The organism is Paenibacillus sp. B01, from assembly GCF_009649995.1.
In the GTDB taxonomy this organism is placed as follows: Bacteria; Bacillota; Bacilli; order Paenibacillales; family Paenibacillaceae; genus Paenibacillus_O; species Paenibacillus_O pasadenensis.
Map to the genome: position 1 here is coordinate 4,953,315 of NZ_CP045802.1, position 15,340 is coordinate 4,968,654.

Consider the following 15,340-nt stretch of genomic DNA (forward strand, 5'->3'; position numbering starts at 1 on the left):
GCCCTTTTCGCGCGTCTCTCGCATGGAACGGCGGCGCCGGTCCATACTAGCGGTAGAGAGAACAAACGAACGTTGAAGGAGGAATCCCGATGGACGCTTTGCTCGGCTGGCTCGTCCGCCACTGGGTATCCGCGATGATCGCGGCCGCTCTCATCGTCGCTTGCGTGTTCGTGCTCGTCAATCGAAAGGCGCTGTTCTACAAGGAATAGCCGAGCCTGCCGGGATCAGCCCGGCAGGAGCGGGCCGGAGCCGTCGATCAAAGGCAGGCGCAGCTCGGCCGTCGTGCCGGCTCCAGGCTCGCTGCCGATATGCAGAGAGCCTCCGTGCTGCTCCGCGATCTCCTTGCAGATGGCGAGTCCGAGGCCGCTGCCGGGACGGGCGGACAGCCCTTTGTAAAATTTGTCCGTCACATGGGGCAGATCCTCGGGCGCGATGCCGACGCCGCTGTCGGCGACGAGCAGCACCGCCTCCGCTCCCTCGCGATGCGCGCTGACGCGGATCGAGCCGCCCTCCGGCGTGAACTTGAAGGCGTTGTCGATCAGATTGATCAGCACCTGGCGCAGCCGGTTCGGGTCGCCCCGCACGAGCAGCGGCGCCGGCTCGAGCAGGCTCAGCAGCCGCACGCCGGTCTCTTCCTGCCGAACGGCCTGCTGCGTGACGCATTCCCGGACGGGCAGGTTCAGATCCAGCTCCTCCAGATGGAGGTCCATGCTGCCGGAGCTGAGGTTGGAGAAATCCAGCAGATCCTCCACGAGCCCGGTCAGCCGCTCCGTCTCGCGGGCGATGATGCCGAGCCCTTCCTGCACCTCCTCGCGGCGGGAGCCGGGATCGGCGAGCGTCTCGCTCCAGCCTTTGATGGAGGTGAGCGGCGTGCGCAGCTCATGCGAGACGGACGAGATGAAGTCGTTCTTGAGCTTCTCCCGCTTGTTGAGCTCCACCGCCAGCGTATGCAGCGTATCGGACAGCTGGCCGATCTCGTCCCGCCCGCGCTGGCCGCTCATGCCGAGCTGCCAGTCGCCGGCCGCCATATGGCGCGCCCGGCGCGTCAGCTCGCGCAGCGGCCGGACGATGCGGCCCGCCATCCACATGCTGAGCGCAAGGAACAGCAGGATGACGGCCGCGCCGGTCAGCAGCGTCATGCGGATCAGCAGCGTCACCATGCGGTCGACCTCGCCGAGCGCGGCCGAATAGCGGACGACCGAGATGATCCTGCCCTCGCGGAGCAGCGGCGCGGAGGCGGCGACGATGCGCTCGCCGCTCGTCTCGTCCTTGCCGATCCAGGCGCTCGTGTCGCCTTCGGCGGCCCGCACAACATCGGGCGTGCGGATCGTGCGGTTGTCGCTGAAGCCGTTGGAGTCGAGGAACATCATGCCGTCGGGCTGCAGCAGCTGGATGCGGGTGTCCGCCTCGCTCATGCTCTGCAGCATGTAGCTCGCCCGCTCGTTGGCCGACATCCACTGCATCGCGCGCGCATGCAGCGACATCGAGGTGGCCACGCGCTGCTTCATCGCGCTCGAGGCGCTGCCGTAGTAGTAGTTCCAGATGAGCGTCAGGAACATGCCGCCGAGCACGACGACGGTCAGAAAGACGAGCAGCAAATAGCTGAACACCATCTTGGTCCGCAGGCTCCTCATCCCGGATCGCTCCTGTTCCACCGGTAGCCGAACCCCCATACCGTCTCGATGATCGCCGGCTCGGACGGATCGTCCTCGACCTTTTGGCGGATGCGCCGGATGTTGACGTCGACGACCTTGAGGTCGCCGACGTAGTACCTCCCCCACACCTCGCTTAAAATTTCATCGCGGCTGACGCTCTGCCCGCGCCGCTCCAGCAGCAGCTTGACGAGCGACCATTCGGTCGGCGTCAGCACGATCTCCCGATCATGCTTCCAGAGGCGGCGGTCGCCGGGCGCCAGCCGGAACGGCTCGCCGCTGCGGACAGCCGCCGAGGCGGGGACGGAAGCCGGGGCAGGCGCAGCCGCGGATGGAGCCGGCGCTCCATGCGCCTCCGCCTCCGCCGGAGCCGGCATGGCCGCCGTCCGCGCGGCCGCCGCTTCGCCCTCGGCCTCCGGAGCCGCGACAGCCGCAGGAGCCGGGCCGCGCCAAGCGCCGATGTTCATGCGCCGCTGCAGCGAGCGGATCCGCGCCATCAGCTCGCCGGGGCTGAACGGCTTTTGGATGTAGTCGTCCGCGCCGAGCTCCAGCGCCTCGATCTTGTCCTGCTCCTGCGACTTGGCCGTGAGCATGATGATGCCCATCTCCGGATAGGCCTCGCGCAGCGCCGAGCAGAGCTCGAGCCCGGAAAGCCCCGGCAGCATGATGTCCAGCAGGGCGATGTCCGGCGGGCCCTGCTCCGCGACGAGCCGCAGCGCCTGCTCGGCGCTGCCGGCCTCGACCGGCTCCATGTCCGCGCGCTTCAGATTGATCCTCACGAAGCCGCGGATCGCCTCTTCGTCCTCTACCAGCAGGATCTTCACCGCCTTCATCCCCCTTTCCGTTCCGTCGTCTTCAATCGGCCGGCTGCAGCCGCACCGACGAGGCGAGCTGCTCGCCCGTCAGCCTCATCGCGTCGTAGCGGTTGAGGTCGGTGTCCGACCATCCGTCCTCCGCCTTCGGCTTGGGCTCCTCGATCGCCGCATAGACATAGCCGCCCGCCGTGCGCAGATTCGCCGGCTTGCGTCCCTTCCCTTCCATGGCGGCGGACCAGCTCCCCCACTCCTTGATCGGGATGCCGTACAGCGTCCAGAGCGGCGCGATCGCCCCGCTCTTGGCGTTGTAGTAGTCGAGCTGAATGATCGCTTCCGGCTCCTCGACGGGTCGCGACAGCGTGAACTGTCCTCTCCAGCGGGACGGGATCTGCACGGAGACGCCAGAGCTGAAGTCGTTGTATTCCAGCGTGACCGGCAGAAACATGTCCTTGCGGACGAAGCCCGGATCCTGGGGCCGCAGCCCGCTCCACTGGGTCCATTCGGTGTACGTGATCAGATCCGAATAAGGCGTGCCCTCGGGCTGGCCCGGCGCCTCCACCTGGCGGCTCCACTCGAGGATGCCGTCGCCGTTGATGTCGGTGTTGAGCACCGGGCTCATGTTGAAGCCGAGATCCGGCTCCTCGACCGGCGGATACACCTGCTCCAGGCCGTCGTCGTACCATCCGGCCATGAGCGTCAGCGACGAATGCGCGCCCGCGCCCGCCTCGGCGATGACGCCGAACCGGTCCTTGGCGATGCGGCCGATCGCCAGCCGCTCGTACAGCGTCGCATCCGCCTCGAGCGGCAGCGTCGCGGCGCGGTCCAGTCTCCCGTTCGCGAACCGGTATACCTCCAGCATCGGCTCGTTCGGGCTTCCCGGCCGGCGCACGAGCACGAGCTCCTGGCGCCCGTCTCCGTCGACATCGCCCGTATCTCCAGCCTCATAGCCGAGCTCCGCGACCGGCTTCAGCAGCCTTCCTTCCTCCGATTCCTCGAAGAGAGGGTCCGAAGCCGAGTAGACCTGCACCTCGTACTGCTGCCAGGTCAGGCTGTTGCCGGGCTGCCTGACGAGCCAGCCCGCGATGATTTCCGGCTGCTTGTCCCCGTTCATGTCCACGAAGCTCAGCCACTCGAGGCTTGTCCCCATCGCGGAGCGGAGCACCGCCCACGTCTTCCATTCGCCGGCCTCCTGCCGGGCGATCAGGATGCGCGAGCTGCCGTATGCGTCGCTGTACGTCAGGACGGCCTCGGGCGAGCCGTCGCCGTCGAGGTCGATGGAGCGGATCGCCTCCGGCTGCCGCTCGCGCGTCGGCAGCGACAGCGAGCCGCCTGCAGGCAGCAGCTGCTTGAGGCTGGAGCTGGCGCCTCCGGCCTGGGGCGCCTCCATCGGCGGTCCCAGCAGATCGGCAGGCGCGGCCGTATAGCGGCAGCCGGAGAGCGCGAGCGCGCAGGCTCCGAGCAGCGCGAGCAGCCGCAGCGGCTTGCGGGCGCCGCTGCGGGGCGGACGGCTCGTTCGATTGATGCGATTGCAGCTGTTGCTCACGTTCGTTTCCGCCCCTCCTTTGCCTCCGTCGTCTGGATGATGCCGCCGTCCGGGCCGGCGCCGCTTCGAGGACCGCCTGCGGCGGCGCCGCTCAGCCGAGCTGGTCCGGCGTCACGAAGCGGTAGCCCGCGGTCTTGAGATCATGGATGATGAGCGGCAGCAGCTCCGCCGTATGCAGCTTGCTGCCGAAGGAATGCATGAGGATGATGCTGCCGGGCTTCGCGTGCTTGGCGACGTTCGCCCTCATCGTCTTGACCGACGTGCCCGCCCAGTCTCTCGTGTCCACGTTCCAGAGCACCTCCGTGCGGCCGCCCTCGCTCAGGATCGCTTTCAGCTCCGCGGACGTCGCGCCGTACGGCGGACGGAACATCGTCGGCGTGATGCCGACGGCTTTTTGAATAAGTGTATCATTATCCTTGATTTCTTGCAGGATCTTTGTCTTTCCTGTTTTTGAGAGGTCGGGATGATGCGTCGTATGGTTGCCGAGCGCGTGGCCTTCGTCCACGATGCGCTGCATGACCTCGGGGTATTTCTTCACTTGCGTGCCGACGACGAAAAAGGTCGCCTTGACCTTCTCTTTCCGGAGAATGTCGAGAATCTTGACCGTCGTGGCCGCATCCGGCCCGTCGTCGAACGTCAGGGCGACCGCCTTGGCCCCTTTCTCCAGCTTGGCCGTATGCGCGCGGCCGTCGTTCGGCTCGGCCAGCGGGCCGGCCTGCGCCTGGAGCGGCGGCTTCTCGTACGTGTCGCCGGTCACGGTGTGCGGCCGCTCGGACGGAGACGGATGCGGCGAAGCCGTCGGCGACGGATGCGGCGATTTGGGGCCGGACGAGGCCGACGGATGCGGCGAAGGCGAGGCTGTGGCCGGGATCGCCGTCGGCGCGCCGGCGCCGGGCTGCGTCGCGCCGGCGTCAGGTGAAGCCGATGGCGAGCTAGCGCCGGGCGAGGCCGAGGCGGACGGCTGGAAGCCGCCGGCTTCGACATGGTCGGCGCTGCCGCAGCCGCCGGCCGCCAGCGCGAGCGCGGTCAGCGCCGCGAGCGCAGCCGCCTGCGGCGCGCGTCGGCGGACAGCGGCGCCCGCCGGTTTTCGCAAATGCTTTCTACTTCTATCATTCGCAGCCTGGCTGCGTTTTGAGACGTTTTTCGACAAGAAAAGACAAATCGGGTTCATCTGAGGTGCTCCTAACTCTAGTAAGATAGCTTTATCGTACCGGACAAAAATCGTCAAGGAGTTACAATCCGGTAACACCTCAGACGGAGCGGGTGCCTGGTTAAGTTGCAGCGGAGCGAGCCCGTTTTTTGCCGATCCGCCAATCGAGGGGCGAAAACGGACTTGGAGCGGCTCGGCCGCAGCGCCTCCCCTGTTCGTTTCCGGCCAGGATGAAAAAAGCCCTGACGCGCCGGAATCATCCCGGCGGTCAGAGCCTTGTATCGAGCTGGCTGGTTCAAAAGCGTCCCTTACTTCGAGACGGTCTTGTTATAGACGGCGATCTTGTCCGTGATCTGCTTGGCGGCGTCGTCCAGCGCGGCCTTGACGTCCTTCTTGCCGGTGAACGCTTCCTCGATCGCGGCCTCGACGAGCTGGCGCGCCTCCGGGAACACGCCCATGACCGCGCCTTGGCTCGCCGTGCTCGGCTTGGAGGCGTGCAGCTGGTCGACGGCGGTCTGGAACTGCGGGTACTTGACGAGGTTGTCTTTGACGACCTGCTCGTCGTACGCCTTGGTCGTGATCGGGAAGTAGCCGGTGTTGATGTGCCACTGGGCCTGCGTCGCCGGCTCAGCCAGGTACTTGATGAATTCCCATGCGGCCTGCTGCTCCTCGGCCGGCTTGTTGTTCAGCACCCACAGGCTCGCGCCGCCGACGACGACTCCGCCCTCGGCATCGGCGGATGGCCGCGGCAGGAACGCCGTGCCGACCTCGAACTTGCCTGCCGCGCCGTCGACGATGCCGCGCAGGCCCGCCGTGGAATCCAGCGTCATCGCCACTTGGCCGGCGAGGAACGCCTTTTTCGTGTCGTCGGTCTTGCGGCCGAGGTTGAGCGCGGTCTTGGCGTCGACGAGCCCTTTCCACCATTCCAGCGTCTGCACCGCCGCCTCCTGGTTCACGAGCGACTCGGTGGCGGCGCTGTCGCGGCCGTTGCCGTTGTTGACGAGCTCCTTGCCTTGGGCGGCGAGCAGCTGCTCCATGAACCAGCCGTAGATCGCGAACGAGGCGCCGGTCACGCCGTCCTTGGTGAGCGCCTTTGCGGCGTCGGCGACTTCCTGGTACGTGGCCGGCGGCTTTTCCGGATCGAGCCCGGCGGCCTTGAACAGATCCTTGTTGTAGTACAGGATCGGGTTGGACGTGTTGAAAGGCATCGAATACTGCTTGCCGCCGAACGTGTAGTACCCGCGGATGTTCGGCTCGAGCGAGCCGACGTCGTAGCCCTCGGCGTCGATGAACTGCTGCACCGGCGTCACTGCGCCGGAGTCGATCATGAAGCGGGAGCCGATCTCGTACACCTGGATGAGCGACGGGCCGGACTTGGAGTCCATCGACGCCTTCATCTTGTTGAGGCTCTCGTCGTACGTCCCCTGGAACACCGCCTCGACCTGCACGTCCGGATGGGTGGAGTTGAAGCCGCTGACGAGCGCGTCCGCGGCCTTGCCGAGCTCGCCGCTCATCGAGTGCCACCAGACGACCTTCACCGGCGCCTTCGACGCTTCTCCTCCGGCCGGAGACGAGGACGGCGAGGCCGTCGTGCTCGGTTCGGACGAAGCCGCGCCGCCGTTGTTCGTGTCCGGATTGCCCGCGCAGGCGGACAGTGGCAGGATCAGCATCGCCGCCGCGGCCGGCAGCGCCCATTTCCAATTGCGGATGACCATGTGTGCAATCTCTCCCTTTTTCGTTGAAATGATCGGATGGCAGATGACGCTATGGCAAGCCCCGAGGGGCGGACGCCTGCAAAAGGTTCCACGCTCGCACAGCGCGGTTCGCGGGGCTGCGCAAGGCAGGCCCCGGCATCGACGACGGCCTTCAGCCATGTCGGAGACGGCCGCAGGACAGGGCAGACCAGACGGCCAGGGCAGACCAGACGGCCCGCAGGACAGGGCAGACGGCCCGCAGGACAGGGCAGACGGCCGCAGGACAGGGCAGACGGCCCGCAGGCCGCATCGGCCCCGGCTGCGCCTGCCTAGGCAAGCCCTTGGCCGCTCAGCCCTTCACCGCTCCGGCGGTGATGCCGCGCACGAGCGGCCGCAGGCCGAGCGCGAGCAGCACCAGCGACGGCACGAGCACGAGCGCGACGCCGCACAGCACGAGGTTCCAGCTCGTCATCTCCTCGAACTGCAGCATCGCGATGCCGATCTGCACCGTGCGCATCGCGTCGCTGCTCGTCACGAGCAGCGGCCACAGGTACATGTTCCAGCCGTTCAGGAACACGTACACGCCGAGCGAGGCGGCGGCCGGACCGGAGAGCGGCAGCACGACGGACAGGAAGTGGCGCACATGGCCGCAGCCGTCGATGCGCGCCGCCTCGAACAGCTCCCGCGGCAGCTGCAGGAAGAACTGCCGCAGCAGGAACACGCCGAACGCCGACGCCGCGAACGGGACGATCAGGCCCGGGAACGTGTCGAGCCAGCCCCAGCTTTTGACCGTGAGGTAGTTGGGGATGATCGTCACCTCCCATGGAATCATCATCGTGCTGATGAACAGCGCGAACCAGAAGCGGCTGCCGGCGAAGCGCACGTAGACGAACGCGTAGGCGGCAAGCGCCGCCGATAGCACCTGCAGCGCGGTGACCGCGCTGGCGAGCACGAAGCTGTTGGCGATGAAGCCGAAGATCGGCACCGTCTCGATCGCCTGGCGCAGGCTGGACGTGTCGAGCCCGGACGGCAGCAGCCGCGGCGGGTACATCGACGCCTCCGCCGGAGTCATGAAGATCTGCGCCAGCAGGTAGAGCAGCGGACCGACGGTCAGCAGCGCGAGCGCGGCGGTCAGGACGAAGCGCAGCGCGGAGACGACGAGGCGGCGGGAAGCGGCGGACGGCAAGGCGCTTGCGGCGGCTCGGGCCGCCGGCTCGACGGGAGAAGGAGACGCGGCGCTCATTGGTAATGCACCTTCTTTCCGAGAACGAGGAACTGGAGGAGCGTCAGCAGCAGCATGATCGCGAACAGCACGATCGCCAGCGCGCTGCCCGTGCCGAACTGGTAGTTGACGAACGCTTCGCGGTAGATGGAGTAGACTAGCACGTCCGTGGAGCCCGCCGGTCCGCCCTTGGTCAGGATGTGGATCTGCCCGAACGACTGGAACGCGCTCATGACTGACACGACCGCGAGGAAAAAGAGCGTCGGCGACAGCAGCGGCAGCTTGACCGACACGAACGTGCGCCAGCCGGAAGCCCCGTCGATGCGGGCGCTGTCCAGCACGTCGCCGTCCAGCCCCTGGATCGCCGCCAGCAGCAGCACGAACGGGAAGCCCGAGTTCATCCACACGGTCATGAGCGAGACGGAGCCGAGCGCGCTGCCGGGATCGGTCAGCCACTGCACGGGGCCGAGGCCGAGCTGCAGCAGCAGCCAGTTGAGCATGCCGAGCGACGGGTGGTAGAGGATCATCCAGATGATGGAGGCCGTGCTGACGGACATCGCCAGCGGCAGCGAGAACAGGAAGCGCAGCGCGCTCCTCCCCCGCCCCGCCGAGTGGACGAGGCTGGCGCAGAGCAGGCCGAGCGCGAGGCCGGCCGGTACGGTCAGCAGCGTGAACTTGAGCGTGACGAGCAGGCTGTTCCAGAACGCGGACGATTGCAGCATGCCGGTATAGTTGTCCCAGCCCGCATAGGCGGCGACGCGGCCGCGCGGGTCGGTGAGCTGGAAGCTGAGATAGACGGAGCGGATCATCGGGTAGAAAAGAAACACGGCGAACACGGCGAGCGACGGCGCGAGGAACGCATAGCCGAGCGCCTGCTCGCGCCAGCGGCGGAGCCGGGCGGAGCGCGCCGCGCCGCGCGGGCTGGCCGCGCCGGATGCCAGATGGCTGGATGCGCCGGACAGGGCGAGATGGGGCGCGCCGGACGCGGCGCGGTGCTCGGCAGCGGCGGCATCAGATGCGGCGCGGTGCTCGGCAGCGACGGCTTCGGGCGCGGCGTGGTGCTCGGCAGCGGTGGCATCAGATGCGGCGCGGTGCTCGGCAGCGGTGGCGACGGCTTCGGGCGCGGCGTGGTGCTCGGCAGCAGTGGCGTCGGCTTCAGGCGCGGCGTGGTGCTCGGCAGCGGTGGCGTCGGACGCGGCGCGGTGCTCGGCAGCGGCGGCGACGGCTTCAGGCGCGGCGTGGTGCTCGGCAGCGGTGGCGACGGACGCAGCGTGGTGCTCGGCAACGGCGGCAGCGTGGTGCTCGGCAGCGGTGGCGTCGGACGCGGCGGGTGTCGCGCGAGGCTCGGTCCGGTGCTGCGGCCGGGATCGGTCAACAGGTGAGGTGCTCATGGAAGGTTGTCCACCGCCTTTGTCGAATAGTCGGCCTTGCGGGCCGGTTCGGGCTCGCTTCTCCTACGATAAGGAAGATTTGTTTTCCCTTTGTCAGGATATTATGAAGATAAAAAAATATGTCATCGCTTTCATATAGGGATGAAACAATCCGCCAGCGTGTTCCCGCAGCATTATAGAAGCGGGGGAACACACTCTCGCTAAACGAATCACCGGCTTCTTGGAAGCGCCTTGACGGATTCTCAGAAGAAAAAAAGCGTTCCTCCACCCGATTCAGGTAGAGGAACGCTTTTGGAGCCAGCTGTAGCCGGTAGTTGCCGATCCAAGGCAGAAATGGGCCTTGGTTCAGGCTCTCCGGGCCGATTGGGCCGATCCAAGGCAGAAATGTGCCTTGGTTTCGGCTCCCCGGGCCGATTGAGCCAATCCAAGGCAGAAATGTGCCTTGGTTCCGGCTCCCCGGGCCGATTGAGCCAATCCAAGGCAGAAATGTGCCTTGATTCTGGCTTTCCGGGCCGATTGAACCGATCCAAGGCAGAAATGTGCCTTGGTTCCGGCTTCCAGGGCCGATTGAGCCAATCCAAGGCAGAAATGTGCCTTGGTTCTGGCTTTCACTCCCGGAATCCAACTGCAGCACCCGCCCGCGCTTCTCCCATGCGAGAGCAGGCAGGCGCGACTGCCGACAACTGGCAGCGGGCGGCAGCCAACACGGGTGTCGGGCAGCGAGATACAACTGGCAGCGGACGGCAGCCAACACGGGTGTCGGGCAGCGAGATACAACTGGCAGCGGGCGGCAGACAACACGAGTGTCGGGCAGCGAGATACAGCTGGCAGCAGGCTACGGGCGGGAGCAAGCAGCGAGCTGGCTCGCCCGCTCGGCCGCCGGGCGGCTTACGCTGCTCTGCCGCGCGAGCCCTTCCGACCACTGCTGCACGCTCGGCCGCCGGGCGGCTTACGCTGCTCTGCCGCGCGAGCCCTTCCGACCGCTGCATGCTCGGCCGCCGGACGACTTGCGCCCGCGCGGTCGCCGGGCTTACGCCTGCCCGGCCGCCTTGAGCGCCTTCATGGCGATGTCGCTGCGGCGCTGCATGCCTTCGAACGAGATCCGGTCCGCCGCCTCGTACGCGCGCTCCCGCGCCTCGGCGATGTCGCGGCCGAGGCCGACGATGCCGAGCACGCGGCCGCCGCTCGTCACGATCTCGCCGTCCTTCTCCGCCGTGCCGGCGTGGAAGACGAGCGCGCCCGCCTCCTTGGCCGCCTCCAGCCCGGAGATCGGCCGGCCTTTCGGATAGGAGCCCGGGTAGCCCTCGCTCGCGGCGATGACGCAGACGGCGGCCTCGTCCTTCCACTTGATCTCGATGTCGGCCAGGCGGCCGTCCATCGCGGCGAGCACGATGTCGAGCAGGTCCGTCTCGAGGCGCGGCAGCACGACCTGCGTCTCCGGATCGCCCATGCGGGCGTTGAACTCGACCGTCTTGACGCCGTCCGGCGTCAGCATGAGGCCGGCGAACAGCACGCCGCGAAAAGGCCGGCCCTCGGCGACCATCGCGCGCGCGGTCGGCTCGATGATGGTCGCGATGGCGTCGTTCACGAGCGCCTCGGACAGATGCGGCAGCGGCGAGTACGTGCCCATGCCGCCGGTGTTCGGCCCTTTGTCCCCGTCGAAGATCGGCTTGTGGTCCTGCGCCGGCACCATCGCCCGCACCGTCTCGCCGTCGACGAAGGCGAGGATGCTCATCTCCTCGCCGGTCATGAACTCCTCGATGACGACCTGGCTGCCCGAAGCGCCGAACACGCCGCCGAGCATCATGCCGCGCAGCGCCTCCTCGGCTTCCTCCAGCGTCGCCGCGACGGTGACGCCCTTGCCCGCAGCGAGCCCGTCGGCCTTGACGACGATCGGCGCCTGCTGCGTCCGCAGGTAGGCGAGCGCCGCCTCGAAGTCGGTGAACGACTCGTAGCGGGCCGTCGGAATGTCGTATTTGCGGAGCAGGTCCTTCATGAAGATCTTGCTGCCCTCGATCTCCGCCGCCTTGCGGTCCGGGCCGAACGCCGGGATGCCCGCGTCCTGGAACGCGTCGACGATGCCCGCCGCCAGCGGGTCGTCCGGGCCGACGAAGACGAGGTCGATCTCGCGCTCCCGCGCCAGCTGCACGAGATCGTCGAAGCGGTCGACCGCGATCGGCACGCATTCGGCCAGCTCCGCGATGCCGGCGTTGCCGGGGGCGCAGAGCAGCTCGCTCACTTTCGGGCTTTTGGCCAGCGACCAGACGATCGCATGCTCGCGGCCTCCGCCGCCGATGACCAGAATACGCAATGGAAACTCCTCCTTGAAATGAAGTGGACTGGACTAGGCTCAAGCGCAAATCGTTCCCTCAGCCAAACGAAAAGGGCGCCGAAGCGCCCTTGCCGGCCTGGCCGCCTTAGTCGGCCAAGCTGCCTTAGCTGAACCTGGTCGGCCTGGCCGAGCCTGGCCGAGCTTTGCTTAGACTTGCCAAGCTTGCTTAGCCTGGCCGAGCCTGGCCGAGCCTTGCCGCCCTAATGCTTGAAGTGGCGCACGCCGGTGAACACCATCGCGATGCCGTGCTCGTTGGCCGCCCGGATCGACTCCTCGTCCTTGATCGAGCCGCCCGGCTGGATGATCGCGGTGATGCCGGCCTTGGCCGCGAGCTCGACCGTATCGCCCATCGGGAAAAACGCGTCCGAAGCGAGCGCCGCCCCCTTGGCCTGCTCTCCCGCCTGCTCGATGGCGATGCGGGCCGCGCCGACGCGGTTCATCTGGCCGGCGCCGACGCCGACGGTCATGTCGTCCTTGGCCAGCAGGATCGCGTTCGACTTCACATGCTTGACGACCTTCCAGCCGAACAGCAGCTGCTTCATCTCCTCGGCCGTCGGCTGGCGCTCGGTTACGACCTTCAGGTCGGCTTCGGAGATGCTGTGCACGTCGCTCTCCTGCACGACCATGCCGCCCTCGACGCTCGTCACGACCCAGTCGCTCTTGCGGCCGGCGGCCGCTGCGAGCTCGCCGGTGCGCAGCAGGCGGATGTTCTTCTTGCGGCTGAGGATGTCCAGCGCCTCCGGCGTGAAGTCCGGCGCGAGGATGATCTCCAGGAAAATCTCCGAAAGGAGCGTCGCCGTCTCCGCGCCGATCGTACGGTTGGCCGCGACGATGCCGCCGAAGATCGACGTCGGATCGGCCGCGTAGGCTTTCTGGTACGCTTCATGGATGTCGGCGCCGACGCCGACTCCGCAAGGGTTCATATGCTTGACGGCGACGACGGCCGGCTCGCTGAACTCCTTGACGATGGCGAGCGCCGCGTTGGCGTCGTTGATGTTGTTGTAGCTGAGCTCCTTGCCGTGCAGCTGCTCGGCGGTGGTGACGTTGCCCGCCTCCGCCAGCGGACGGCGGTAGAAGGCGGCGCGCTGATGCGGGTTTTCGCCGTAGCGCAGATCCTGCACCTTTTCATACGTGACCGTGTAGCGCTCCGGCAGCGGGTCGCCGCCGAGCTTGGACAGATAGTCGCCGATGAGCGCGTCGTACGCGCCGGTGTGGCGGAACACCTTGGCCGCGAGGCGCTTACGCGTGTCGAGCGTCGTGTCGCCGTCCTGCTTGATCTCGCTCAGCACGCCCTCGTAGTCGGCGGCGTCGACGACGACGGTGACGAACGCGTGGTTTTTGGCCGCGGAGCGCAGCATCGTCGGACCGCCGATGTCGATGTTCTCGATCGCGTCCTCGTACGTCACGTCGGGCTTGGCGATCGTCGCCGCGAACGGGTACAGGTTGACGACGACGAGGTCGATGTAGTCGAGGCCCAGCTCGCGGATCGCGCGCTGATGCTCCTCGTTGTCGCGCACGGCGAGCAGCCCGCTGTGCACGGCCGGATGCAGCGTCTTGACGCGGCCGTCCATGATTTCCGGGAAGCCCGTCACCTCGGAGATGCCGATGACCGGGATGCCTTCCTTCTCGAGCAGGCCGTGCGTGCCTCCCGTGGAGATGATCTGCACGCCGGCGTCCGCCAGCTCCCTCGCGAATGCAACGATGCCCGTCTTGTCCGATACGCTGATTAGCGCCCTGCGAATAGCCACGTTGTCCCCTCCTGTATGAAAATGGATCGATGAATGCTACTTGTCCGCCGAATCGTCGTCCGCTCCGGCTCCTGCGTCGGCGGAGACGAGCGCGCGGCGGCCGTCAAGCGAGATCCGCCCCTCGGCGAAGCCGCGCACCGCCCACGGGTAGAGCGCGTTCTCGGCGGCGTGGATGCGCTCGGCGAGCGAGGCCTCGCTCTCGCCCTCGCCGATCTCCAGCGCCCGCTGCGCGATGATCGGTCCGCTGTCGAGGCCGCCGTCGACGAAATGGATCGTGACGCCGGTCACCTTGACGCCATAGTTCAGCGCCTGCCGGATCGCATGCATGCCGGGGAATGCCGGCAGCAGCGACGGGTGGATGTTGATCATCCGCCCGGCGTAGGCGTCGACGAGCACCGGCGTCAGGATGCGCATGTAGCCCGCCAGCACGACGAGGCCGACGCCCCGCCGCTGCAGCTCGGCGAGGATCTCGCCTTCGTAGGCCTCGCGCGAGGCGTACGCCTTTGGATCGAACACCCAGGCGTCGATGCCGGCGCGTCGGGCGCGCCCGACGACGGGCGCCTCCGCCCGGTCGCAGACGAGAAGCTCGATGGAGCCTCCGAGCTTCCCGTCCGCCGCCGCGTCCGCCAGCGCCTGGAAGTTGCTGCCCTGGCCGGAGGCGAAGACGGCGACGCGCAGCTGCCCGCCCGTCCGGTCTCCGTCCCCTAGATCGAAGCGCAGCTGCTCGGCCATCAGACGTCCGCCCCCGTGAAGGTGACGATGCGGCTGCCCTCCGTGACGGCGCCGATGCGGTACGCCTGCTCGCCGAGCTCCGCGAGCGCGGCGAGCGCCGCTTCCGCCTCGTCCGCCGGCACGACGACGACGAGGCCGATGCCCATGTTGAACGTCGTGAACATGTCGCGGTTCGTGATCGAGCCTTTGTCCTGCAGCAGCTTGAAGATCGGCTGGATCGGCCAGCTGCCGAAGGCCACCTCGACGTTCACGCCTTCGGGCAGCACGCGAGGGATGTTCTCGATGAAGCCGCCGCCGGTGATGTGGGCCATGCCCTTCACCTGCACCTTGCCGATCAGCTCCAGCGCCGGCTTGACGTAGATGCGCGTCGGCTCGAGCAGCACGTCGCCGAGGCGCTTGCCGCCGAGCTCCGCCAGCTCGTCCTGCAGGCCGTAGCCGGCCTGCTCCAGCAGCAGGCGCCGCACGAGCGAGTAGCCGTTGCTGTGGATGCCGCTCGACGCCAGGCCGATGACCGCGTCGCCCGGAGCGATCGCGCTGCCGTCGATCATCTTGGCGCGGTCGACGACGCCGACCGTGAAGCCGCCGATGTCATACTCCTCCGGCGTGTACATGCCCGGCATCTCGGCCGTCTCGCCGCCGATCAGGGCGCAGCCCGCCTGCACGCAGCCTTCGGCGATGCCGGCCACGATCTGCTCGATCTTCTCCGGCTCGACCTTGCCCGTCGCCAGGTAGTCGAGGAAGAACAGCGGCTCCGCGCCCTGCACGATGATGTCGTTGACGCACATCGCGACGGCGTCGATGCCGATCGTGTCATGCTTGTCCATGGCAAAGGCGAGCATGAGCTTCGTGCCGACGCCGTCCGTGCCCGAAACAAGCACCGGCTCCTCGTACTTGTTCTTGTCCAGGCTGAACAGGCCGCCGAAGCCGCCCAGCCCGCCGAGCACCTCCGGACGGATCGTCCTCTTCACATGCTTCTTCATGCGCTCGACCGCTTCGTTGCCCGCTGCGATGTCGACGCCGGCTTGCTTGTATGCCTCTGCCATTCACCTGTCACTCCCTGC

At 67.4% G+C, this 15,340-nt stretch carries 12 protein-coding genes; all 12 read right to left on the bottom strand.

Features of this window, described 5'->3' with window-relative positions; translation table 11 throughout:
• Positions 1–224: 224 nt before the first annotated feature.
• The 12 genes from GE073_RS21305 to purM all read right to left on the bottom strand — a co-directional run bounded on the left by GE073_RS21305 (position 225) and on the right by purM (position 15,322).
• On the bottom strand, positions 225–1,634 hold the full coding sequence (locus tag GE073_RS21305) for a sensor histidine kinase (RefSeq protein WP_028598693.1): 1,410 nt from the start codon (positions 1,632–1,634) through the stop codon (positions 225–227).
• Positions 1,631–2,476, bottom strand: a complete 846-nt coding sequence (locus tag GE073_RS21310) for a response regulator transcription factor (RefSeq protein ID WP_153784284.1) — start codon at positions 2,474–2,476, stop codon at positions 1,631–1,633. Before GE073_RS21310 ends, GE073_RS21305 begins: the two co-directional genes overlap by 4 nt.
• 31 nt (positions 2,477–2,507) lie before the next feature.
• The gene (locus GE073_RS21315) at positions 2,508–4,010 is read right to left on the bottom strand and encodes an FG-GAP repeat domain-containing protein (RefSeq protein WP_153784285.1); all 1,503 of its coding nucleotides are present in this window, start codon (positions 4,008–4,010) and stop codon (positions 2,508–2,510) included.
• A gap of 91 nt (positions 4,011–4,101) precedes the next feature.
• The gene (locus GE073_RS21320) at positions 4,102–5,103 is read right to left on the bottom strand and encodes a polysaccharide deacetylase family protein (RefSeq protein WP_052333168.1); all 1,002 of its coding nucleotides are present in this window, start codon (positions 5,101–5,103) and stop codon (positions 4,102–4,104) included.
• 365 nt (positions 5,104–5,468) lie between these two features.
• Entirely contained in the window at positions 5,469–6,875 is a 1,407-nt protein-coding gene (locus tag GE073_RS21325; RefSeq protein WP_153784286.1) for an ABC transporter substrate-binding protein, read from the bottom strand.
• A 328-nt stretch (positions 6,876–7,203) separates the two neighbouring features.
• Positions 7,204–8,097: a carbohydrate ABC transporter permease gene (locus tag GE073_RS21330; RefSeq protein WP_153784287.1), complete on the bottom strand. Its 894-nt coding sequence runs from the start codon at positions 8,095–8,097 to the stop codon at positions 7,204–7,206.
• Complete coding sequence (locus GE073_RS21335; RefSeq protein WP_323744209.1) at positions 8,094–9,467, bottom strand: carbohydrate ABC transporter permease; 1,374 nt, start codon at positions 9,465–9,467, stop codon at positions 8,094–8,096. The genes GE073_RS21330 and GE073_RS21335 overlap by 4 nt, the downstream gene beginning before the upstream one ends.
• The gene (locus GE073_RS25620) at positions 9,448–10,101 is read right to left on the bottom strand and encodes a hypothetical protein (RefSeq protein WP_228551696.1); all 654 of its coding nucleotides are present in this window, start codon (positions 10,099–10,101) and stop codon (positions 9,448–9,450) included. The genes GE073_RS21335 and GE073_RS25620 overlap by 20 nt, the downstream gene beginning before the upstream one ends.
• Positions 10,102–10,497: 396 nt before the next feature.
• On the bottom strand, positions 10,498–11,778 hold the full coding sequence (gene purD, locus GE073_RS21340; protein WP_153784288.1) for a phosphoribosylamine--glycine ligase: 1,281 nt from the start codon (positions 11,776–11,778) through the stop codon (positions 10,498–10,500).
• A gap of 221 nt (positions 11,779–11,999) precedes the next feature.
• Entirely contained in the window at positions 12,000–13,547 is a 1,548-nt protein-coding gene (purH, locus tag GE073_RS21345; RefSeq protein WP_101808211.1) for a bifunctional phosphoribosylaminoimidazolecarboxamide formyltransferase/IMP cyclohydrolase, read from the bottom strand.
• A gap of 36 nt (positions 13,548–13,583) precedes the next feature.
• Positions 13,584–14,279: a phosphoribosylglycinamide formyltransferase gene (purN, locus tag GE073_RS21350; RefSeq protein WP_153784289.1), complete on the bottom strand. Its 696-nt coding sequence runs from the start codon at positions 14,277–14,279 to the stop codon at positions 13,584–13,586.
• Positions 14,279–15,322 carry a phosphoribosylformylglycinamidine cyclo-ligase gene (gene purM / locus GE073_RS21355; protein WP_153784290.1) on the bottom strand — a complete coding sequence of 348 codons (1,044 nt, stop codon included), beginning with the start codon at positions 15,320–15,322 and terminating at the stop codon, positions 14,279–14,281. The genes purN and purM overlap by 1 nt, the downstream gene beginning before the upstream one ends.
• Positions 15,323–15,340: the final 18 nt, after the last annotated feature.